18 protein-coding genes and 1 riboswitch are annotated in these 21,073 nt (G+C 38.1%); of the genes, 12 read left to right on the forward strand and 6 right to left on the reverse strand.

What is annotated here, in order from left to right; all coding sequences use genetic code 11:
• Positions 1–149: 149 nt before the first annotated feature.
• From DUT70_RS02180 to DUT70_RS02190, 3 genes are read left to right on the forward strand one after another with little or no spacing between them, the layout of a single operon-like run.
• Positions 150–2,714: a putative LPS assembly protein LptD gene (locus DUT70_RS02180; protein WP_240431999.1), complete on the forward strand. Its 2,565-nt coding sequence runs from the start codon at positions 150–152 to the stop codon at positions 2,712–2,714.
• Positions 2,715–2,757: 43 nt separating this feature from the next.
• Positions 2,758–4,014, forward strand: a complete 1,257-nt coding sequence (locus DUT70_RS02185; protein WP_113645662.1) for a competence/damage-inducible protein A — start codon at positions 2,758–2,760, stop codon at positions 4,012–4,014.
• Positions 4,015–4,060: 46 nt separating this feature from the next.
• The gene (locus tag DUT70_RS02190; RefSeq protein WP_113645663.1) at positions 4,061–5,398 is read left to right on the forward strand and encodes a dihydrolipoamide acetyltransferase family protein; all 1,338 of its coding nucleotides are present in this window, start codon (positions 4,061–4,063) and stop codon (positions 5,396–5,398) included.
• Positions 5,399–6,063: 665 nt separating this feature from the next.
• On the opposite strand, the gene DUT70_RS02195 is transcribed toward DUT70_RS02190, so the two are convergent.
• The 3 genes from DUT70_RS02195 to DUT70_RS02205 form a co-directional block, all read right to left on the reverse strand.
• On the reverse strand, positions 6,064–7,305 hold the full coding sequence (locus DUT70_RS02195; RefSeq protein WP_113645664.1) for a homoserine dehydrogenase: 1,242 nt from the start codon (positions 7,303–7,305) through the stop codon (positions 6,064–6,066).
• A 103-nt stretch (positions 7,306–7,408) separates the two neighbouring features.
• Positions 7,409–8,467, reverse strand: a complete 1,059-nt coding sequence (locus tag DUT70_RS02200; RefSeq protein WP_113645665.1) for a homoserine O-acetyltransferase family protein — start codon at positions 8,465–8,467, stop codon at positions 7,409–7,411.
• A gap of 30 nt (positions 8,468–8,497) precedes the next feature.
• Complete coding sequence (locus DUT70_RS02205) at positions 8,498–9,805, reverse strand: O-acetylhomoserine aminocarboxypropyltransferase/cysteine synthase family protein (RefSeq protein WP_113645666.1); 1,308 nt, start codon at positions 9,803–9,805, stop codon at positions 8,498–8,500.
• Positions 9,806–10,087: 282 nt separating this feature from the next.
• Positions 10,088–10,198, reverse strand: a riboswitch (SAM riboswitch).
• 237 nt (positions 10,199–10,435) lie between these two features.
• On the opposite strand from DUT70_RS02205, the gene epsC reads away from it, so the two are divergent.
• Both epsC and cysM read left to right on the forward strand, forming a co-directional pair.
• On the forward strand, positions 10,436–11,245 hold the full coding sequence (epsC, locus tag DUT70_RS02210) for a serine O-acetyltransferase EpsC (RefSeq protein ID WP_240432000.1): 810 nt from the start codon (positions 10,436–10,438) through the stop codon (positions 11,243–11,245).
• Positions 11,246–11,268: 23 nt separating this feature from the next.
• Positions 11,269–12,141 carry a cysteine synthase CysM gene (gene cysM, locus DUT70_RS02215; RefSeq protein ID WP_113645667.1) on the forward strand — a complete coding sequence of 291 codons (873 nt, stop codon included), beginning with the start codon at positions 11,269–11,271 and terminating at the stop codon, positions 12,139–12,141.
• 189 nt (positions 12,142–12,330) lie between these two features.
• Here the strand turns inward: cysM and DUT70_RS02220 are convergent, their stop codons facing one another.
• A complete protein-coding gene (locus DUT70_RS02220; protein ID WP_128353276.1) occupies positions 12,331–13,158 on the reverse strand; it encodes a hypothetical protein in 828 nt (275 codons plus the stop codon).
• Between the two features lie 170 nt (positions 13,159–13,328).
• Positions 13,329–14,444, reverse strand: coding sequence for a trans-sulfuration enzyme family protein (locus DUT70_RS02225; RefSeq protein ID WP_113645669.1), 1,116 nt, complete (start codon positions 14,442–14,444; stop codon positions 13,329–13,331).
• A gap of 167 nt (positions 14,445–14,611) precedes the next feature.
• On the opposite strand from DUT70_RS02225, the gene DUT70_RS02230 reads away from it, so the two are divergent.
• From DUT70_RS02230 to DUT70_RS02255, 6 genes are all read left to right on the forward strand, one after another.
• Positions 14,612–15,103, forward strand: a complete 492-nt coding sequence (locus tag DUT70_RS02230; RefSeq protein ID WP_113646534.1) for a lipocalin family protein — start codon at positions 14,612–14,614, stop codon at positions 15,101–15,103.
• Positions 15,104–15,267: 164 nt separating this feature from the next.
• Positions 15,268–16,161: an SDR family oxidoreductase gene (locus DUT70_RS02235; protein ID WP_113645670.1), complete on the forward strand. Its 894-nt coding sequence runs from the start codon at positions 15,268–15,270 to the stop codon at positions 16,159–16,161.
• Positions 16,162–16,397: 236 nt separating this feature from the next.
• Positions 16,398–16,934, forward strand: a complete 537-nt coding sequence (locus tag DUT70_RS02240; protein WP_113645671.1) for a DUF892 family protein — start codon at positions 16,398–16,400, stop codon at positions 16,932–16,934.
• Positions 16,935–16,936: 2 nt separating this feature from the next.
• Positions 16,937–17,320, forward strand: coding sequence for a DNA-binding transcriptional response regulator (locus DUT70_RS02245; RefSeq protein WP_113645672.1), 384 nt, complete (start codon positions 16,937–16,939; stop codon positions 17,318–17,320).
• A gap of 60 nt (positions 17,321–17,380) precedes the next feature.
• Positions 17,381–18,499, forward strand: a complete 1,119-nt coding sequence (locus tag DUT70_RS02250; RefSeq protein ID WP_113645673.1) for a sensor histidine kinase — start codon at positions 17,381–17,383, stop codon at positions 18,497–18,499.
• Complete coding sequence (locus DUT70_RS02255) at positions 18,486–19,178, forward strand: response regulator transcription factor (protein WP_113645674.1); 693 nt, start codon at positions 18,486–18,488, stop codon at positions 19,176–19,178. Before DUT70_RS02250 ends, DUT70_RS02255 begins: the two co-directional genes overlap by 14 nt.
• On the opposite strand, the gene DUT70_RS02260 is transcribed toward DUT70_RS02255, so the two are convergent.
• Positions 19,175–19,420, reverse strand: coding sequence for a hypothetical protein (locus DUT70_RS02260; RefSeq protein ID WP_113645675.1), 246 nt, complete (start codon positions 19,418–19,420; stop codon positions 19,175–19,177). The two genes, DUT70_RS02255 and DUT70_RS02260, sit on opposite strands and share 4 nt — an antisense overlap.
• A gap of 117 nt (positions 19,421–19,537) precedes the next feature.
• On the opposite strand from DUT70_RS02260, the gene DUT70_RS02265 reads away from it, so the two are divergent.
• Positions 19,538–21,016, forward strand: a complete 1,479-nt coding sequence (locus tag DUT70_RS02265) for a glycoside hydrolase family 130 protein (RefSeq protein WP_113645676.1) — start codon at positions 19,538–19,540, stop codon at positions 21,014–21,016.
• Positions 21,017–21,073: the final 57 nt, after the last annotated feature.

Genomic DNA, 21,073 nt, shown 5'->3' on the forward strand with positions numbered 1-21,073 from the left:
AACTTTTACAGACACTCATTTTTTCATTTTTTTTAGTGTTGTTGGCCATATCGGCTGATACTAAAGTTTTTGCATCTGTATCTGTTGCATTTTTTCAAACCAAACCACAGCAAATAGATTCTCCCAAAAGAGATACTACTAAGAAGGTAATGAAAAAAAGTAGCCTAGATTCTAAGCTGGAATACTATGCAAAGGACTCGGCAGTGGTAGACCGAAAGAATGAAGTTCAATACCTATATGGTGGTGCACGTGTAAAATATGAAGGTTTGGAATTAGATGCTGAGTTTATCCGTTTTGATAACAAGAGCAAGATCGTTTTCGCCAAGGGAAGTACAAATGATAAGGGCAAGTATTATGGACGTCCTATCTTTAAAACGGAAGAGCAGGGTTCATCCATGGCCGATTCATTAACCTATAATCTTAATCTCAAAAACGGGGTAGTGCATGGTGTTTTTACGGAACAAGAAGGAGGTTTTTTCTCAGGAGGTAAGACAAAAATGCAACCTGATAACGAATTTCACGTTCATGGTACCACTTATAGTACCTGTAACTTGCCACATCCGCACTTTGGTATTTATATTACTAAGGGGATTGCTACCGAAAAACATATCATTACGGGACCAGTTTATATGAAGTTTGAAGATATTCCCATGCCATTGGGTTTGCCCTTTGCCTTCTTCCCCAAACCCAATAAAAAAGCATCTGGTTTTATCCTGCCTACCCCTGGAGAAGACGCGACTAAAGGTTTTTCTTTGCTAGGAGGTGGTTACTACATGGCCTTTAACGATTATTTGGATGCTCGTTTGATTACAAATATCTATACTAATGGTTCTTATGACCTCAATTTGGTATCCAATTATACTAAACGTTATAAATACAACGGAAATATCAACTTGACCTATTCCAGCACTCGTAACGGCTTGGAGGGCACGCCACAATATGCACCTGTAAAGACCGTTATGATTGGTTGGACGCACAGTCAAGCCGCAAATGCCAAACCAGGAACTACTTTTAGTGCTTCGGTAAATGCAGGTTCCAGTAGGCACAATGCAGTAACCGCGGGTAATGGAAGTTACGATCCTAATAAGTTTTTACAAAACACCATGAGTTCCAGTATTGCTTATGGAAAGGTATTTGGTGATGGGTTATTCAATTTTACCTCAGCTTTAACGCATAATCAGCAAACAAATGGCGATTCAAGAAATATCAGCTTAACCTTACCAGATGTGAGTTTGAACATGTCTACCATTAGCCCTTTCGACTCTAAAAAGAGAGTTGGTGAGGCCAAATGGTACCAAAAGCTAACTTTAGGTTACAGTATGACTGCTTATAACAGAGTAAGTACTACAGAAGATGTGCTATTTTCCAAAAGCGGGCTAAATAGTTTTACCAACAGTATCTCTCATAATGTGCCTATTAGCTTACCTTTTACTTTGTTTAAATACTTGAATTTTTCTTCGGGTGTAAATTATAGCGAAAAGTGGGATTTCAAAACTTTGAAAAATAGATATATCCGTACTGCTACTGGAACTGGCTATGAAGTTCGTTCTGACACGGTAAATGGATTTAAAAGAGGAGCACAATACAGCATTAGTACGTCGATGTCAACCAAAATTTATGGCATTAAACAGTTTAAAGGCAACGGTAGTATCAGGGCTATGCGTCACGTTATGACCCCTAGCATCGGTTTTAGTTATGCGCCTGGTTTTGCTGCCGACAAATACGGATATTATAAAACAGCGGAGTTTTACACGGACGATATCAGGCCTGGAATGAGTGAGCCAACGGGAGAAGTAGTAAAAGATCAGTATGGTAACCCGCTTTTGTATTCTGTTTTTATGGGAGGAGGACCTCCACAATTTAGGAGCGGTAGCATTTCATTTGCCATGGACAATAACGTAGAGCTGAAAGTGAGAAACCGTAAAGATACCACAGGAACAGGGGAACGTAAATTAGCGATTTTGCAAGGTTTGTCTTTAAACGCTAACTACGATTTGTTTAGGCAAAACAAAAAACTATCTAATATCAACTTTAGTGGACGCTCACAGTTTACCGAAAAATTAGGTATTAACTTTAGTGGCGCGTTTAGTCCGTACATGGTAGATTTAGTTCCTTTTACTTCAGGGACTGGAAGTAGTACCACTACCACCTATTCTTACCAAGAAATTGATAGATACGTGTGGAAAGATGGCAAACTGCCTAGGTTAACCACATTTACGCTTTCTTTTGACTACAGCTTAAATCCTGAAGCATTTAAAAAGCGAAATGAGAACTTAGATAAACTGAATAATCAAAATGCACCAGTTACCAGAACGCAGGAGCAGATAGACGCTCTGAACGCTGTAAGTAGGGATCCAAATGCTTTTGTTGATTTCAATATTCCTTGGAACTTCTCTTTTGCCTATAGCTTCAACTATAATAATCCGTTGGGCAGACCAGAAACTAGAAGTATTACAAATACATTAAACTTTAGTGGTGACTTTAACCTTACACCAAAGTGGAAAATTCAATATACTTCAGGTTACGACTTTAAGGCGAAGAATTTATCACAAACTTCATTTTCTATTTACAGAGATTTACACTGTTGGGACATGAGTGCCAGCTGGATTCCTTTTGGAGCATATCAAAGTTATTCCATCGATATCAGAGTGAGAGCTTCTGTGTTGCAAGATTTGAAATTAAGCAAGCGTAAAGGTTTCTGGACGAGATATTAGTAAGGTGTTTGTACATCTGTCAACCTAAAAATAAGTTAAAAAGATGTTAGCAGAAATTATAACCATAGGCGATGAAATTCTCATCGGTCAAATTGTCGATACCAATTCTGCTTGGATGGCAGCAGAGCTGAATAAAATTGGGGTAAAGGTAAAACAGATTACTTCCATTTCAGATGAAGCCCAACATATTGTAAAAGCTTTAGAAGAGGCGCAAAATCGTGCCGACATTATTCTAATTACTGGTGGTTTGGGGCCTACTAAGGATGATATTACCAAACTTACCCTTGCTAAATATTTTAACATGCCTTTGCGACTTGACGAAGAGACCTTAGCGCATGTAAAGGAATTTTTCGACAAGCTAAATAGGCCGATGATTGAGGTCAATATTAAACAAGCCGAAGTGCCCGATGGTTGTACCGTCATCAAGAACAAAAACGGTACAGCACCCTGTATGTGGTTTGAGCATCATGGCAAAATTATTGTCTCTATGCCTGGAGTACCTTTTGAAATGAAATATTTGATGGAAGATGAAATCATCCCTCGTATTAAGGAGAGGTTTGAAATGCCATTTATTTTCCACCAGAATATTTTAACGGCTGGTTTGGGTGAATCTTTTCTAGCGGAACAAATTGCTGACATTGAGAATGCTTTACCCGCTTATATCAAACTGGCATACTTACCAAAGCTTGGACAGGTAAGATTAAGATTAAGCGCCTCGGGTACTAATGAAGCTCAAATTCTTACAGATGTTGCCTATTATACTAAGCAAATTGTTGAACGGGTTGAAAAATATGTGGTGCTCACCGAAGATTTACCTTTTGAAAAAGCCGTTCTTAATTTGATGGATAAGTATCAGTTGACCCTTTCGTTAGCAGAAAGCTGTACTGGAGGCTATGTTTCTCATTTGTTTACACAACACCCAGGTTCTTCCTCGGTTTTTCAAGGCGGAGCAGTAACTTATTCAAACGATTTAAAGCAATTGGTGTTGGGGGTAAGTGAAACTACTTTAGCTGCCTATGGAGCGGTAAGTGAGCAAACCGCTACAGAAATGGCTCAAGGGGCAGTGAAGAACTTTAGAACTGATTATGCAGTAGCTATTACGGGAATAGCAGGTCCCGACGGTGGTACACCAGAAAAGCCAGTAGGCATGGTTTGGATTGCTGTAGCCAGTAAAACCGAAGTAAAAGCTAAAATGTTTAAATTCGCCAGTCAACGCTTCCAGAACATCGAACGTTCGGCAATGGCTGCTTTGATGATGCTGTTTTTACAGTTGAAACAAGATTTGAATGTAAAGCATTAAAAAACGTATTTTTGGCGCAAACCAAATTACATAAACTTATAAAAATATGGCCCGATACGAATTGTTATTACCGAAAATGGGTGAAAGTGTCGCCGAAGCAACCATTATTAAATGGACTAAACAGCCTGGCGACCATATTAATTTAGATGATACCATTTTAGAAATTGCTACTGATAAGGTTGACTCAGAAGTACCTTCTCCTGTGGAGGGAAAACTGGTAGAGCACCTTTTTAAAGTAGATGATGTGGTGCAGGTTGGAGCTGTGATTGCGATTATAGAAATAGAAGGAGCCAGTACAGCAGCAGAAAAAGTGGAAATGGCACAGCCTGAACCAGCACAAAAAGTTGCGACAGAAGCTGCGATTCCTGGCATTAGCCAATTGCCTGCAGAAAGTCAACCAGTAGCTGCTAATATTGATTTTAAAGCTTCTGAAAGGTTTTACTCTCCTTTAGTAAAAAACATTGCCAAAGAGGAGGGTGTTTCGTTAGAAGAATTAGATACCATTAAAGGTTCTGGTGCTGATGGACGTTTGACTAAGGAAGACCTTCTTAACCACATTAAAACTAAAAAAGGTGGTGTTACAACAACAGTTGAAACTACAGCTCCTGTGAAAGAAGTTCCAGTTCAAGCAGAAAAAGCGACACTTACACCAACAGCTACGAGTGTAAGCGGTGGCGATGAAATTATAGAAATGGACAGGATGCGCAAGCTTATTTCCGACCATATGGTGATGAGTAAGCAGACTTCTCCACATGTTACTTCATTTGTTGAGGCTGACGTGACCAACTTGGTATTGTGGCGCAACAAAGTGAAAAAGATTTTCGAGCAACGTGAAAATGAGAAAATTACTTTCACGCCAATTTTTGTAGAAGCGGTAGCGAGAGCAATTAAAGATTTTCCGATGATTAACGTATCTGTAAATGGTACACAAATCATTAAGAAGAAAGATATTAATATTGGTATGGCTGCAGCTTTGCCATCAGGTAATTTAATTGTTCCAGTAATTAAAAATGCTGACCAATTGAACTTGGTAGGTTTAACTAGAGCAGTAAATGATTTAGCGAATAGGGCTCGTACTTCGAAACTAAAACCAGATGAAACGCAAAATGGTACTTTTACGTTAACCAATGTTGGTTCATTTGGAAATGTGATGGGGACGCCAATTATCAATCAGCCACAGGTTGCTATTTTAGCGGTAGGTGCTATTAAAAAGAAACCTGCTGTTTTGGAAACTGAACATGGTGACGTGATTGCGATCAGACACATGATGTTCCTATCTTTATCTTACGACCATAGGGTAGTAGATGGTGCATTGGGAGGTTCGTTTGTTCGTCGCGTAGCAGATTATTTAGAAAATTGGGATATCAACAGAGAAGTTTCTTAAATTGATATGTACAATATAAAGAAAGCTTCGTAAGGTAAATTTACGGAGCTTTTTGTTTTTTGCATCTTTGGTGGTTACACTCTTCGTATGCGTTATCTTGACCGCAGTGAAACGAGTGGAGAAATCTTTTAAACAGTAAAACTAAATACACTCCAAAGATTTAACTTCGTTGATTTTCAATTTACTTCGTAGAACTTTGGTTCTCCACTACGGTTGAAATGACGCACCAATTACTGTATTTGCGAAGGGCTTTTTTTTGCACTGCAACAGGTTAAATAGACTGGATGGAAGTGAAAACCCCACAGCCAAGTGTAACGCAGGCGAGGAGTTGTAACGGACAGCCAGACTTTCGGGAAATAGTAGCAATGTTACTGCTCTTCAAAAAAAATATCAGAAATTATAATTACCATCTAACTGTTCGGGGCTGGTCTTCATTTATGTCACCCTTTCAGGGTTTTTACTCATTACGTATTCTACTAGAGTAATGACCACTTCGTGGTTTTAACATTGCCGAAACTGGTCTCAATAATATTGAAGCCCGAAGGACTGATATTATTCTAGATACAAGAACAAAAATCCATAACCACGAAGTGGTGGCATTATTAAAGTAAAAGCCCAGACATCCATCTGGGCGTTTTACCATCAAAACAAAACAATATAAAAATTTAATTAACAAGTATTCCTTCTTCGGCAATTGCTTTTATGTCCTGTTCAGTGTAGATGATTCTTCCTGTTTGGGCGATAAAAACATCTTTATTCAAGAGTAGGTCTTTGTTCTCTAAAAGGCTTTTCAAGCTTACGTTGCCGATTACATATTTGTAATCGTGGCGTGAAAAACGTTCAGAGATATTCTCAATTTGAAGTTTTTCTAAAGTGTACTCGTGTTGGTAGCGCAAATAAATTTCCAAACTCACTCTGTCAGTATGGATTAAACCATTTTTTTGGTGGTATTTTTTGTATTCGTAGCGATAGTCGTAACGCAAGGCAGCAATGTCTGAAAGTACGGCCGCACCTGTGGGGTGGCCTCCAGCACCTTTACCAAAGAAGAACTGTTTGTCGGCAAATGCCGCTTGTACGGTAACACCGTTGTACTCATTCTCTACGTTGTAAAGGAAATCATCGCTTTTTACAAACTTTGGCAACACAAAAGTAATCACCTGTTTAGTGCTGATTTTTCTGGTTGTAGGAACTAATTTAATCTTATAGTTCTTCTCTTTTGCGTACTGAATATCGGCATCGGCAAGGTTTTGAATGCCAATGTTCAATATTTTATCAGGGTTGATGAAAAGTCCGTAAGCGTGTGCGGTAGCAATGGTCAACTTAAATTTAGGGTCGTAACCACCAACGTCTAAAATAGGGTTGGTTTCTGCAAAGCCTAAATCTTGTGCTTCTTTTAAAGCCGAGTCATAACTTGCGCCTTCGTTAAATATTTTAGAAAGAATGTAATTTGACGAACCGTTAAAGATGCCGCTAATGCCGTGCAACAACTCGTTATCGTAATATTCTTCTAAGTTTCTGATGATTGGAATACTACCGCATACCGCACCTTCGTAAAGTAATGAAGTGCCATGTTCTTCTTGTAGATGTACTAATTCTTCTAAGTGATTAGCAATCATTTTTTTATTGGCGGATACCACATTCTTTCCGCTGCTAAGTGCTTTTTTTGTGATTTGATATGCAGCATCGGCATCGTCAATCAGCTCTACAATGGTGTTGATTTCTGGATTGTCCAGTATTTCATCATGTGAAGTGGTAAACAAATGCGTATCTAAAGTCCTTTTCTTTTCAGGGTTTTTGATGGCTATTTTAACGATTTCCAAGTTTAGGTTTTGGGATTTAATGATATCATGCAGACCTTGTCCTACCACACCAAATCCAAATAATCCTATTTTAAGTTTCTTGCTCATGTTTTTGTTGATGATTAAAATGATGAAAGGATTTCACCGATTTTACTTTTTCTTGTTTTTAATGATGATGTCTAGTCTTTTTTCACTTTCAACTTTTCACTCTTTAGGCGATGTGTTGTAGCTTAATTATTTTTTTGTTTTTACTCTCTTTTAAAAAGTGCCCAATAATATTGGTCAACTTATCTGTTTCTATTAAAAAGCCGTCGTGGCCGTAGGCGCATTTAATGCTGCTGAACTGTGCATCAGCAATATGCTGGGCCAAAAACTGTTGCTCGGTAATAGGGAAGAGGATGTCGTTTTCGATACCTACTACCAAAGTATTAGCCTTCACCAACTTAAGGGCGTCTACAATGCTTTTTCTTCCACGTCCCACATTGTGACTGTCCATTGCTTTACTCAAATACCAGTAACTGTAGGCATTAAAGCGTTTGCAAAGTTTCTCTCCTTGATAGTTTTGATAAGAGGAAGCCCTGAAATCAGTCACTTTATCGTTCACACTTTCCAATTGAGTTTCGTTATAAGCCTCGTAAGTTCTGTACGATAATAAAGCAATGCTTCTGGCAGTTTTTAGACCTTTTAAACCGCCATTAGGCTGATTAGCGAAAAATGTTCTATCGGTAGCAATGGCCAAACGTTGACTTTCGTTAAACGCAATTCCCCATGGAGAATGTGCGGCATTGGTAGCCACTAAAATCAAGTTTTCAATTTCAGTTTTTCCTAAAATAGACCACTCCAAAGCTTGTTGACCACCTAATGAACCACCAATTAAAGTTTTCACTTGCTTGATACCCAAATGGTCGGCCAGTAATTGATGGATGGCTGCCAAATCTCTGATAGAAAATTCTGGGAAAGCCAAATAATAAGGCTGTCCTGTAGTCGGATTAATGCTTAGTGGATTGGTAGTACCATAATTTGAACCCAAAATGTTTGCACAAATGATAAAGTGCTCTTCTGGATTAAATAAATCTTTGGTGCCAAATAAACCTTTCCACCAGTCTAATACATCGGCATTAGCGGTTAAAGCATGGCATGCCCAAATCACATTGTCTTTGTTGACGTTTAGCGTACCAAAAGTTTGGTAGGCAATCTCCAAATGACGAAGCTTTTTACCGCTTTCGAGCTTGAATATTTTTGGGTATTTATAGGTTAACGAATTACTCATTGTTGGGTTGTTGTGGTTGTGTTGTGGTTGTTAGTTCAAGGAAGCGAGAGCGTTTAGAGCTTGTTCAAAATCGGCTTTAATGTCGTCGATGTGTTCAATACCTACAGAAACTCTTAACAGGTTTGGCGTAACTCCAGCGGCTAATTGCTCGGCATCACTTAATTGTTGGTGGGTGGTTGCAGAAGGCTGGATAATCAGTGTTTTTGCATCGCCCACATTGGCCAAATGGCTTACCAGTTTTAAGTTGTCAACTACCTTGGTCGCATTTTCTTTCACACCTTTTACTTCAAAGCTTAATACTGCGCCAAAGCCGTTAGATAAATATTTTTTCGCATTCGCGTGGTAAGGGCTGCTTTCTAAACCTGGGTAATTTACCTTGGTCACTGCTGGATGGCTTTCTAACCATTTTGCTAATGCCAATGCATTTTCTACGTGGCGTTGAACCCTTAACGAAAGGGTTTCTAAACCTTGCAATAACAAGAACGAATTGAAAGGTGATTGTGATGGACCAAAATCCCTTAGTCCTTCCACGCGAGCTCTAATGATAAATTGAATATTACCAAATGGACCATTTTGTCCAAAAACGTCATTGAAAACTAGGCCATGATAACCTTCAGATGGTTCGGTAAATTGAGTGAACTTGCCATTGCCCCAGTTGTAATTACCACCGTCAACAATTACACCGCCAATGCTGGTGCCGTGTCCGCCAATCCATTTAGTAGCCGATTCAACCACTACGTTAGCACCATGTTCCAAAGGTTTGAACAAGTAACCCGCTGCACCGAAGGTGTTATCTACAATTAAAGGTAGGTCGTGTTTTTTAGCAATGGCTGCGATCTGGTCAAAATCGATGATGCTGAATGATGGATTGCCAATGGTTTCTACATAAATGGCTTTAGTGTTTTCATCAATTTTAGCTTCAAAATCTGATACATTGTCTGCATCGGCAAATTTTACGGTAATGCCCAAGCGTTTAAAAGCTACTTTGAATTGGTTATATGAACCGCCATATAAGTGGTTAGAGGAAATAAAGTTATCGCCAGCTTGTAAAATATTGTTTAGGGCAATGAACTGTGCCGCTTGCCCAGAAGCTACTGCAAGTGCCGCTACACCACCTTCCAAAGCGGCGATGCGTTTTTCAAAAACATCGGTAGTAGGGTTCATGATACGGGTGTAGATGTTCCCGAATTCTTTTAAAGCAAAAAGATTAGCGCCGTGCTCCGAGTTTTTAAAACCATAAGAAGTAGTTTGATATAAAGGTACTGCTCTTGAGCCAGTTGCTGGATCTATTTCTTGTCCTGCGTGGATTTGTAGTGTTTCGAATTTATGTTGTGACATGTTGTTTTACGATTTTGAATGATGATTAACGCTTGTTCGCAGTGGACGACCATTTGGTCTTGCTGCATATAGTGATGTTGCGTACCCTAATTTCTTAGGGCCTTCCGAATTGTTAGAAAATTACAAAATGGAAGATTTTATGATTTAGCACATGCCATAGCACATACAAATCGATGGCATATTGCAATAATTGCCAATAATCGTATTACAAATAGTGTTTTTGCCGACCTGCTCGGATACTAAGTTACTTACTGGGATAGAATTAATTAGTTTCATCTTATTAATTTATATCTCCAAAATGCACCATGCATTTTGGTCAGGAATTGGCACCTTCTCTTTTTGAGGGTTGCCAGTGGGTCATTGAGCCAGTCTCTCGCCACTTCTTTATAAATCAATGACCTAACAGGTAATTGACTTTTACTTGGTGCTCCAAATAATGTTTCAAATGTAGTGTGTTTTTTCTTTTTATGCAAAATAAAATTTTGAAAAATATTTATAATTCTGATTTTCAATATTTTATTTGTATGTTGTTTTTGTTGGTTTTTAATTTTGGCAGTTGTTTGACAGTAGAAAACTTGAATGTGATATAAAGTATAGTAACTTTGTGGACTTACTATATATTTCTGAATTTTGAATACTGAATTTTTAAATAGCATTATACAACGCCAAAATCAACAGCAGGTAGTGCCTTCTAATCAGATGATTGCCAACTGGGCGCAATCATTGTTGAATTTGATTTTTCCTGAAAGGGGAGCATCTACTAATTATAATCAAGAGGTGCTGAAAGGTGTTTTCTTTGAATTAAAAGAAGAACTACAGCTTATCCTAAAATCTACAAAAGCTTGTCATAAGAACCAGTATAAGGAAATATCGGATGCTTTTTTTGATGTGCTGCCAGAAGTATATAGAAAGTTGAACACCGATTTGATTTCTATTGTGGAAGGAGATCCAGCAGCTAAAAGCGAGTTTGAAATCATTAGGTGTTATCCTGGTTTTTTTGCGATTGCGATGTATCGCTTTGCGCATGAGTTACATTTGTTAGATGTGCCACATATTCCACGCATTATTACGGAGTATGCGCATACCACTACAGGTATAGATATTCATCCAGCAGCACAAATTGGAGAGTATTTGTACATTGACCACGGTACGGGCTTGGTAATTGGTGAAACCACCATTATCGGAAATCATGTGAAATTATATCAGGGTGTGACTTTGGGCGCATTGAGCGTGGATAAAACACAGTCTAATTCTAAAAGGCATCCTACCATTGGCAACCATGTGATTATCTATTCGGGAGCAACTATTTTGGGTGGCGAAACGGTGATAGGTGATCATAGTGTGATTGGCGGTAATGTTTGGTTAACTAGAAGTGTGCCCGAAGGTTCAACAGTGTACCATCAGGCGGAGATTAAAATTAAAGAAAGTAATAAGGGCTAGCAGCTTAGCATAAAATTAAAGAAATGAAGACCATTATAGATTGCATTGGAAATACACCCTTGGCAGAAATCAGGTATTTGAATACCAATCCAAATGTTAAAATTTATGCAAAGTTAGAAGGGAATAATCCTGGCGGGAGTGTGAAAGATAGGGCTGCGTTAAATATGATTCGCAGTGCAATGGAAAGAGGAGAGGTGGATAAAAACACCAAACTGATAGAGGCTACCAGTGGTAACACGGGCATTGCTTTGGCAATGATTGCTTCTATTTATGGTATCGATATTGAATTGGTCATGCCAGCCAGTTCTACTCGAGAGCGCACCTTAACCATGGAAGCTTTTGGCGCAAAAGTGACTTTGTTGGAATCGATAGAAGTTTGTAGAGATTATGCCGAAGAGAAAGGAACACAATCTGGTTATTTTTTATTAAATCAATTTGCTAATCCTGATAATTACTTGGCCCATTATAAAACTACTGGCCCAGAGATTTGGAATGATACCGAAGGGAAAATCACCCATTTTGTGAGCAGTATGGGGACTACTGGAAGTATTATGGGTAACTCGAGATACTTGAAAGAAAAGAACCCTGATATCCAAATTGTAGGTTGTCAGCCAACCGAGGAATCATCTATTCCAGGGATTCGCCGTTGGCCTATTGAGTATTTGCCTAAGATTTACGAGCCTGAACGAGTGGATAGGATTATGGATGTTTCGCAGCATGATGCTACCCTTGCAGCCAGAACCATGGCCCGTAAAGAAGGAATATTTGCTGGAATGAGTAGTGGCGGGGCCCTGCATTGCGCCCTGCAATTGGCGGAGGAATTAGAAAGCGGATTGATTGTTTTTATCACCTGCGACAGGGGAGATCGGTATTTGAGCAGTGATTTGTTTGGGTAATTGTTAACGATGATACTTCCGTCATTTCGACCTTGTAGAGAAATCTTTGAATTATACCTTTCCAGAGATTTCTCTCCCGAAAAGTCGAGTCAGTTTGTGCTTCGCAATGACGAATATCGGAATTGAGACTTACGAAGTTTCTAAAACTTCGTAAGTCTGGTATAGTCGAAATGACGGTAAAACACTACATCAATAATACTGATAGTTTGTATATTGAAATTCCTGCGCCTGTCGCAAATAAAATAAATTGGTAATCAGTTTATCTAATTCATCTACTATTTGATGAAGTCCCTTAAGTCGCTCAGATTTTTCTTTTGGGGGAGTATCAAAATCAAATTGATTTTCATCTTTAATAAGTTGTCTAAGTGATTTAATGTAAAGTGCCTTTTGCTGATTGATGTTATACTTTTTATCGATTAATTCGCCTTCTTTGGGCATGATGTAAATAGCGTATTCTGCATATCCTAATATGCGTATATGTTGATGGCCGAAATAAGTGCCGCCATATTGGAATTTTTGAAATAAAGAGTTGATGCTGGAATAAATATTAATCAATCTCATTCGTTGTGACGCATACTTTTTAGAACCATTTTTTTGCTTCAAAAAATATGCATAGAGTAGGTAATAATCATCTTGTCCAACTTCGCTGCCGAAATCGACTCCATTAACATATTTATTGTACGACCAATTAGGGTGAATTGGAATATCATTAAAAAATTCAGGATGATTGTTTATAATTTCATTAATATCCTTTTTTGAAAATCTTACCGTTTCCCCAATTTCAGTATGGATGATTAGAGAATCAGTTTGGATGTAATGCTTGGATAGATGGTTTTCTTTCGAATTTGATTTTTTAGTATAACTGTCGTCTTGGTTAGCGTGTTTTAAAAGTAGCGGCTCTTCGGTTTTCTCCGAAGGCTTGGCGTTGATGGTATCTTTTAATTCATCACCTTGTTTTTGAGGTTGATTGCAGCTTAAAAATAACAATATAGATATGGAGATAAGAGCGTTCTTCATCGTTATAAAATTAGTTATTCGTTTTTTCGATTAACCACGATACTTCGTCATTTCGACAAGGAACGAGGAGAAATCTAAAAATGTTTAGTGTATATCGTTGGATTTCTCTCTGCGTTCGAAATGACGGTGTAAGGCGGAATTCTATAAATTTTTACTTTCTGCTCTTAATTTTAACCCAATGCCTGTTCCAAATCAGCAATCAAATCATCAATATGTTCTAGTCCAACGGAGATACGGATTAAATTCTGTGGCGTTTTGGTAGTAGGGCCTTCTACAGAGGCACGATGTTCGATTAAGCTTTCTACACCGCCTAAGCTAGTGGCTTGAGTAAAAATCTTAACGCTGTTCACTACTTTTCGGGCATTTTCTGCATCACCTTTGGTTAAAATAGACAGCATACCGCCAAAACCTCGCATCTGTTTTTTCACAATTTCGTGTTGAGGGTGCGAAGGTAAGCCTGGATAAAAAACAGCTTCCACTTTTGGGTGTTGATTCAGATAGTCCGCTAGTTTTTCTGCATTTTCGCAATGTCCTTTAATACGGTAAGCCAAGGTTTTAATGCTTCTTAGCAATAGAAAACAATCAAAAGGCGAAGGTACCGCTCCACCTGTTTCCTGTATGTTTTTAACTTTCTCCCAAAATTCATTTTTAGCAGCAAACGTAAGTGAGCCACCTAAAACATCACTATGTCCGCCAATATATTTAGTGGTAGAGTGCATGACAATATTTGCCCCCAAGGCAATAGGATTTTGTAAAATTGGAGAAGCAAAAGTACTGTCTACCACAAAAATTAACTTGTGCTGTTTGGCTATGTTGCTCAAGGCTTCAATATCAGACACCTTCAATAAAGGATTAGAAGGGGTTTCTGCCCATATCAAAACGGTGTTAGATTTTACATAGCTTTCTACTTTGGCTATTTCTGTTAAATCAACAAAATCAAAGCTTAAAGTATCTGCAAAAATGGTTAACAATTGTTTTTTAAATCCCCAATACATGTCATCGGGAGCAATAATATGACTGCCTGGTTTTAGAGCTTGAAAAACAGCCATGCCAGCAGTATTGCCCGAAGAAAAAGCACAGGTGTCAGCGCCGCCTTCCAATTCGCTAATCACTTTCTCCAAAGCTGACCGATTTGGATTGCTCACTCTACTATACATATGACCACCAGGATAGCCACCGTCTTCACCTCTGTAATAGGTAGTGGAAAGATGAATGGGAGTAGTTACGTCGCCAGTATTTGATTTTACGAGGTCAGATGCGTGTATAGCAGTGGTTTCAGCTTTCATAAAAAAGGAAGGTTAAAAAGTAATTAAACAAATGTAGCTGAAATGTTTTAGATAGTTTATTTTTGGCAGGATTTATGTTTAATGCTTCACGAAAATTATACATAGACGAAGACGGGGTGAAAAAACCAGCCATCGCTCTGTTAAAATGGAAAATAAAAAATAAACAGATGAAAAAATTAATTTTAGCTATCGCTTTGTGCTTAACATCGTTGGTGGTGTTAGAAAGCTGCTCTCCAAAAACGACTACAGGTGCTCCTGCAGTACGTAGAGGCAATGTAACAGGCAACTGGACGTTGAACAACATTACCTTCGAGGGTATTCCTGATGTGGCTGTTAGGTCATTTTTGGGAGAAACTTCTTACAAATGTTTTGTAGGTAGTTCATGGAGGTTAACCAATAGTGGTAACGGAAGTTACGCCTTGCCAGCTAGTTCTAGCTGTGGTGCCAAGACCCAAAACATCTTCTGGTCGGTAAGTACTGCCGATGAAACCTTCCAATTCAAAAAAATATATGAGGGAGAGAAAGCTAAGAATGTGACCGAAGGGTACCGTTTGGTTTTAACCAGTGCTAATGATAACACGATGACTGTCAAATCGCCAATTGAATATAGTGGTAAAACAGCTTACGTAGTGATGAATTTTGTAAAAGCAATTAACTAGTTTCACACTGAATACAATTGAAAAAGCTGCAGACCTAAAAGTTTGCAGCTTTTTTATTGCTGTATAAATACGCTTTTATATTAACGTATTTCTGCGCTAAAGCAAAAACACGTAAACATTTCTAAGCTTTAATCGTTCAGTTTTATATCATTAACAGAATTAAGATGAGTAAGAAGAACGAAAATAAAGACCCAAAAACGCTATTCCCTAAACCTCCATTTAATACACCTAAGCAAGAGCATCCAGGAACGGAAGACCAAATGAAACCCAAAGCAGACCATGGCGAAGAAAGTTATATCGGGTATGGTCGTTTTAAAGATAAGAAAGTCATCATCACTGGTGGCGATTCTGGGATTGGTAGGGCGGTAGCCATTGCTTTTGCACGAGAGGGAGCGGATATACTGATCAGCTATTTGTCCGATGTTGAAGATAAAGATGCGGAAATCACAGCGCAATATGTAAGGGAAGCGGGTAGGATGGCTATTTTAATGAAAGGTGACATCACCAAGGAAGCGCAATGCAAAGCTATAGTAGCAAAAGCCGTGAAAGAATTTGGCCATATCGACGTGCTCATTAATAATGCTGCGTTTCACATCAGTAGAAAAAGTATTGAAGATATATCCGATGAAGAGTGGAGTTTTACCTTCGATACTAACGTAAAGGCTATTTTTTATCTTTGTAAGGCCGCTATCCCGCATATGCCTAAAGGCAGCAGCATCATCAATACAACTTCGGTAACAGCTTTTGAGCCCTCTGAAGACTTGTTACCTTATTCGGCAACTAAAAGTGCCGTCATTAATTTTACTTCCAATTTAAGTCAGATTTTATTGAAGCAAGGGAAAGGGATTAGGGTAAATGCCGTTGCTCCTGGACCAGTTTGGACGCCTTTAATTCCAGCAACTAAGTTTAACGTAAAAACTTTTGGACAAAATACGGCCATGGAACGTCCTGGACAACCTGTAGAAATAGCTCCAGCTTTTCTTTTTTTGGCTTCCGCTGATGCAAGTTTTGTCTCTGGAGCGGTACTGCCTGTAACAGGAGGAAGATTAACAATTTAGCGTGTTTTAATTAATTTTATAAACAAAGATTATTTAATTTTTATAATTGCTAAAACACTATGTATCAAAAAATTGTTTATGACTTTGCCACTTAAACTTTGAGGTTTTAAAATGGGTATTTATACGTTGTTTTTGAGTATAAATTGCCTTGGTGAGATAAATATGTTGTCGGATATTAGACCTTGCAAATCATCATTTAATGAGGTGGTTATTCTTTGATTTTTAATTAGTTAGTTATGGTTAATGTTATCCACTCTAATGTTTCAAAAGAGAAAACGCTCAACAAAGAAGATTTAAGAAGTAAATCTTTGGTAGAAAGTATACAGCTAGTGTATGATGCAGAAAGGCAATGGCTAACTGTATTGCCTATTTTGCAGTTGGCTGTGGGCAATGAAGATTTACTGGAGCTGCTAATTAAATTCCAAAAAGTAGGCAAAGATCATCTCCATAGATTAGAAAGCTGTTTTGAGGCTTTGGGAGTAGAGATTTTATCTGCAGATAATAAGGATATGGAAGTATTAATTGAGGAATGTTACGATATTATTGATGTGACACCAAGATTTAGTTTTATCCGCGATGCAGGATTAATTGTAGGAATGCAGCAAGCGCAACAATATCAAGTAACGGCATACACCTCTCTATTAGCGCAAGCTTTGGAACTTGATGAACAGAAAGTAATTAACCTAATAAAAATTATTATTCATCATAAACAACAAGAAGAAGAACAACTTGCCATGGCCGATACTGGCACGATGCTCGATGAAATTACCTAAATATGGCTTACCTACCTGGCTTTATCGCCGAAAAACGCAAACTGTTAATTTTTGAAGATGAGGATAGTATGCAAACCATCCTGTCTGCCGCGCTTTTACCCGAAAAATATGAGCTCACTTTCGTTTCTACTGAAACGTTGAGCAAACCCCAATTTTTAAATCCAGATTTGGTATTATTGGATCATGTGTTGGCTCCCATGCCTGATCATGAAAGCCTATGCCAAAAAATTAAGTTATTTTATCCATCTATACCGCTCATCGTGATCTCCGCATATCCTTTACATAAATTTGGCGATTGCCAAAAACACATCGATTTGTTTATAGCCAAGCCTTTTGATTTGAGCTATTTTTTAGATGGTGTGGAAAGTTGTTTCGTTGCCGATTAGTAACGCATAAACAACAGATTTATCCTATATTAGTTTTGAGACTATTCCAACAGGCGGTTTATGGAGAAAAGTAAAGATTTAGAGCTCGCACGTAAGGAACTAGACCAGATCCTGATCGATGATTTTGAGATGGATTCCCTAGTGTTTTCTAAAATGGCTGATGCAATTCCAGATATGATATGTGTGACTGATATCCAACAAATGCGGAAAATTTACTCCAATGCCCACGTGCATCATTTGTTTAAATTGGGTAAGAAGGAGATTAATGATATGGGGCTTCGTTTTTTTGAAAAAACAATACATCCTGCCGATCAATATCATTACTTTAAAGAGATTGACAGTTTAAAATTGGCTAATGACGAGCATATCAGTCAGTTTAATTACAGGATTATTGATTTTGAAGGTAAGGTACGTTGGTTAGCTACCAAACGAAAGGTACTAAAGCGTGATGTGCATGGCACACCATTGCAAATTATTGGTATTTCGCAGGATATTACCCAGCAAATTGAACTTAGTGAAGAACGACAAAGGTTAATTGATGAACGGGCACAACTAAAAGTTCTACAGCAGCAGCAATTGTTTGAAGCCATCATTAATGCACAGGAAGAGGAGCGGAGAAATATTGCCGAAAACTTGCATAACGAGATAGGCCAATTGCTATTTGCGGCACAATTAAAATTAGGTTCTTCAGAAACTGAAAGCAGGACTTTGCTAAATGCAGCGATTAAAAAAGTGCGGGAAATTTCTTTTGAACTTACACCTGTATTGCTCAATGATATGGGCTTAGAAGCTGCTATCAAAGATATGCTTGAAAGAAAGCTTGATATGCAACAAATTTCTTTTAATTTTAGTTTTAGTGTGAAAACATCACGCATCAATAATAATGTTGAAGTAATTATTTACCGTATTTTACAAGAATTAATAAATAATACGATAAAACATGCTGAGGCTAGTCACGTAAATGTACTTGTGATGCAAAAAGGAGACGAATTATATATTAGCCAAACAGATAATGGGATAGGGCTCGATAAAACGATATTGAGTGATGCCAAAAAAGGCTTTGGCCTAAAAAGTATCATGAATAGATTACATATACTAAATGGCATTTTTGAAGTTTTCTCCACCCCAGAGAGTGGCACAAAAGTATTAATGAATATCCCTTTAAATGGCGCAAAATAATCTCAAAAAAATAAACATTCTTCTAGCAGACGATCATCACTTGGTGAGAGATGGTATTAAGTCGTTGCTTTTGAAATATAATGATTTTAACGTGGTAGGGGAAAGCGGTAATGGTGTGGAAGCTATGGAAATCCTTAAGGCTACGGAAGAACCTATCGATTTAGTATTGGCGGATATTAATATGCCAGAAATGAATGGATTGGAACTTTGTAAGCAAATCAATGAACATCACCCTAAAACTAAAGTCATCATGTTGTCGATGTTAGACCATGAGAAATATGTTTCGCAAGCTTTGCAAGCTGGGGCTAAAGGGTACTTGTTGAAAAGTGTGAACGAAGAGGAATTGATTTTTTCCATCAAGCAAGTGATGTATAACTCTTTTTATGTTTGTGCTGAACTTGCCTACAAATTGTTGAGCAAAAGCTTAATGGGTGTAAGAATTGGCGTTTCACAAAATCAACAAGTTAAGGTTGATTTTTCGAGTAGGGAAATTGAAATTTTAGAACTCATTGCGGATGGTTATACCAATTTAGAAATTGCCGAAAAACTATTTACCAGTAAGCGTACGGTAGAAGGACATCGTTTACAAATGATCAGTAAAACAGGAGTACGTAACACGGCTGCTTTGATTAAATACTGTTTAATTCAAGGCGTACTGAAAGCCAATTTACCCGATTAAGGTGGCGTAGTTTTCTCCAGAATTTTCTCCCCTATCAGTTCGATGGTTTCTGGTGGGAGATTACCCCAAAGCTGTTCCCATTTTCCGTAAATTTCATTTCTAAGTTGGGTGATTTCCGTTTCCCCGATATAGCAAGAATAGTAGGGGACACCATCAGTGGTTTCCAGTTCAATAACTTTGATATGTTTTTCGTCGCCATCTATATTGGCAATAATATAAAAATCAACGTGCGGAGAATTCATAAATGTTCTTTTAATTGATAACAATTCGTTTGTACTTTTGGTTTTTAGGCATTGCTAATCGGTTTTTGGCAAACCCTATTCCAAAAAAATTGTTATTCATTCAAAACAAATTCCACTATGAGGATAACAGTCAGCAGAAAACCAGTTAAGGTTTATCCAGACCCCAAAAGAGTAATTGCTAGATTTTTCTATAACGGTGATGAAAGAGCCAGGGAAGTAGTGGCCAAAGTCACCAGTCTTAGCGAAAAGCAAATTTTCGACATTGTGTCGCCTTTGCTTCAAGAATTTTCAAAACGACATAGGAACATTACCAAGGTATTTTTGAAGCACTGCAAAAAAATACAATGGCTAATTGAAGAGATGGGCATCGACTATAAAAACATGGACGAGTTTACCAAATATCTCATCGGTTCTTACTTTACACATGAATATTCTATTGAATCAGCGGCATTTTTTAATCCATCTATTGTAGAAGATCCCGACCAGACCAATTTGGTGGAGGGAGAAAAGCGGGTAATTATCAGCTTCAGGGCAGTAGGCGAAGGGCATATTTCTTCTGTAGTATTTAGAAGAGCGCTCATAGATAGCCACAATAATATTCACGTAATGCCTGCAGGGAGTTATATAGATGAAGCAGAGGTAGTGAAGAATGCGATTTACAATAAACGTCTTTTTCTAAAAAAGGCTGCCGACGCCAGTATTTCGATGAATGTGATTACCGATGTGAATGGACATTTGGGAGAAAAGTTTGATTATCCCCAACTTCGGAAATTGGTATTGGATGCTAAGGAGAAACAGAAGGAAGATGCAGATAAGTTGGAATATGACCGCATTTTATGGTTGTCTGATACTTATCATGAGATTTGTTTTTCTAAGGATACAGATATCTCTGATCGTGTAATTTTTCCAATTTCAGAATTTGAGCGCAAGGGTATTGAAGATGCGCGTTTTGTACGTTTTACCAAAGATGATGGCAGCGTAATCTATTATGGAACCTATACGGCATTTGATGGGGCTTTTATTATTCCCAAACTGATGCAGACCACCGATTTTTACGATTTTAAAGTAAGCCCGTTGCATGGAAAAGGGGCACAGAATAAGAATTTAGCACTGTTTCCTAAAAAGATCAATGGTAAATATGCCATGATGTCGAGGATAGACGGTTGGAACAATTACTTAATGTACTCGGATAGGATTACGGTTTGGGACCAGCCGATTAAGCTACAAGCTCCTTTATATCCTTGGGAATTTATACAGATTGGTAATTGTGGGTCGCCTATAGAAACAGAAGCAGGTTGGCTAATCATTACCCACGGCGTAGGGCCCATGCGTAGGTATTGTTTAGGAGCAAGTTTGTTGGATTTGAATGATCCTTCTATTGAAATTGGTCGTTTGCATGAACCATTATTGGTCCCTAATCCCGATGAAAGGGAAGGGTATGTGCCTAACGTTTTATATTCTTGCGGTTCCATTATCCATAACGGTGAACTGATTATTCCATATGGCTTGTCTGATTATTGTTCTTCTTTTGCGACGGTGAATTTAGAACGTTTGCTGGAGCGTATTATGGAACATAATAACGGCAGCGCGGTTTAACTTTTTCGTTCTAACGGACGTGATTCTTTTTTGTAATGAAGAAAATAAAATTGCAGT

Origin of the sequence: Pedobacter chitinilyticus, assembly GCF_003313385.1 — a bacterium.
GTDB lineage: Bacteria > Bacteroidota > Bacteroidia > Sphingobacteriales > Sphingobacteriaceae > Pedobacter > Pedobacter chitinilyticus.

What these genes read in the sequence shown, in the direction of transcription:
- DUT70_RS02225 (WP_113645669.1), bottom strand. Translation starts at nt 14,444, where the DNA reads ATGAAAGCTGAAACCACTGCTATACACGCATCTGACCTCGTAAAATCA.
- DUT70_RS02245 (WP_113645672.1), top strand. Translation starts at nt 16,937, where the DNA reads ATGGCTTACCTACCTGGCTTTATCGCCGAAAAACGCAAACTGTTAATT.
- DUT70_RS02235 (WP_113645670.1), top strand. Translation starts at nt 15,268, where the DNA reads ATGAGTAAGAAGAACGAAAATAAAGACCCAAAAACGCTATTCCCTAAA.
- DUT70_RS02255 (WP_113645674.1), top strand. Translation starts at nt 18,486, where the DNA reads ATGGCGCAAAATAATCTCAAAAAAATAAACATTCTTCTAGCAGACGAT.
- DUT70_RS02180 (WP_240431999.1), top strand. Translation starts at nt 150, where the DNA reads ATGAAAAAAAGTAGCCTAGATTCTAAGCTGGAATACTATGCAAAGGAC.
- DUT70_RS02190 (WP_113645663.1), top strand. Translation starts at nt 4,061, where the DNA reads ATGGCCCGATACGAATTGTTATTACCGAAAATGGGTGAAAGTGTCGCC.
- DUT70_RS02220 (WP_128353276.1), bottom strand. Translation starts at nt 13,158, where the DNA reads ATGAAGAACGCTCTTATCTCCATATCTATATTGTTATTTTTAAGCTGC.
- DUT70_RS02265 (WP_113645676.1), top strand. Translation starts at nt 19,538, where the DNA reads ATGAGGATAACAGTCAGCAGAAAACCAGTTAAGGTTTATCCAGACCCC.
- DUT70_RS02230 (WP_113646534.1), top strand. Translation starts at nt 14,612, where the DNA reads ATGAAAAAATTAATTTTAGCTATCGCTTTGTGCTTAACATCGTTGGTG.
- DUT70_RS02195 (WP_113645664.1), bottom strand. Translation starts at nt 7,305, where the DNA reads ATGAGCAAGAAACTTAAAATAGGATTATTTGGATTTGGTGTGGTAGGA.
- DUT70_RS02240 (WP_113645671.1), top strand. Translation starts at nt 16,398, where the DNA reads ATGGTTAATGTTATCCACTCTAATGTTTCAAAAGAGAAAACGCTCAAC.
- DUT70_RS02200 (WP_113645665.1), bottom strand. Translation starts at nt 8,467, where the DNA reads ATGAGTAATTCGTTAACCTATAAATACCCAAAAATATTCAAGCTCGAA.
- DUT70_RS02260 (WP_113645675.1), bottom strand. Translation starts at nt 19,420, where the DNA reads ATGAATTCTCCGCACGTTGATTTTTATATTATTGCCAATATAGATGGC.
- DUT70_RS02185 (WP_113645662.1), top strand. Translation starts at nt 2,758, where the DNA reads ATGTTAGCAGAAATTATAACCATAGGCGATGAAATTCTCATCGGTCAA.
- cysM (WP_113645667.1), top strand. Translation starts at nt 11,269, where the DNA reads ATGAAGACCATTATAGATTGCATTGGAAATACACCCTTGGCAGAAATC.
- DUT70_RS02205 (WP_113645666.1), bottom strand. Translation starts at nt 9,805, where the DNA reads ATGTCACAACATAAATTCGAAACACTACAAATCCACGCAGGACAAGAA.
- DUT70_RS02250 (WP_113645673.1), top strand. Translation starts at nt 17,381, where the DNA reads ATGGAGAAAAGTAAAGATTTAGAGCTCGCACGTAAGGAACTAGACCAG.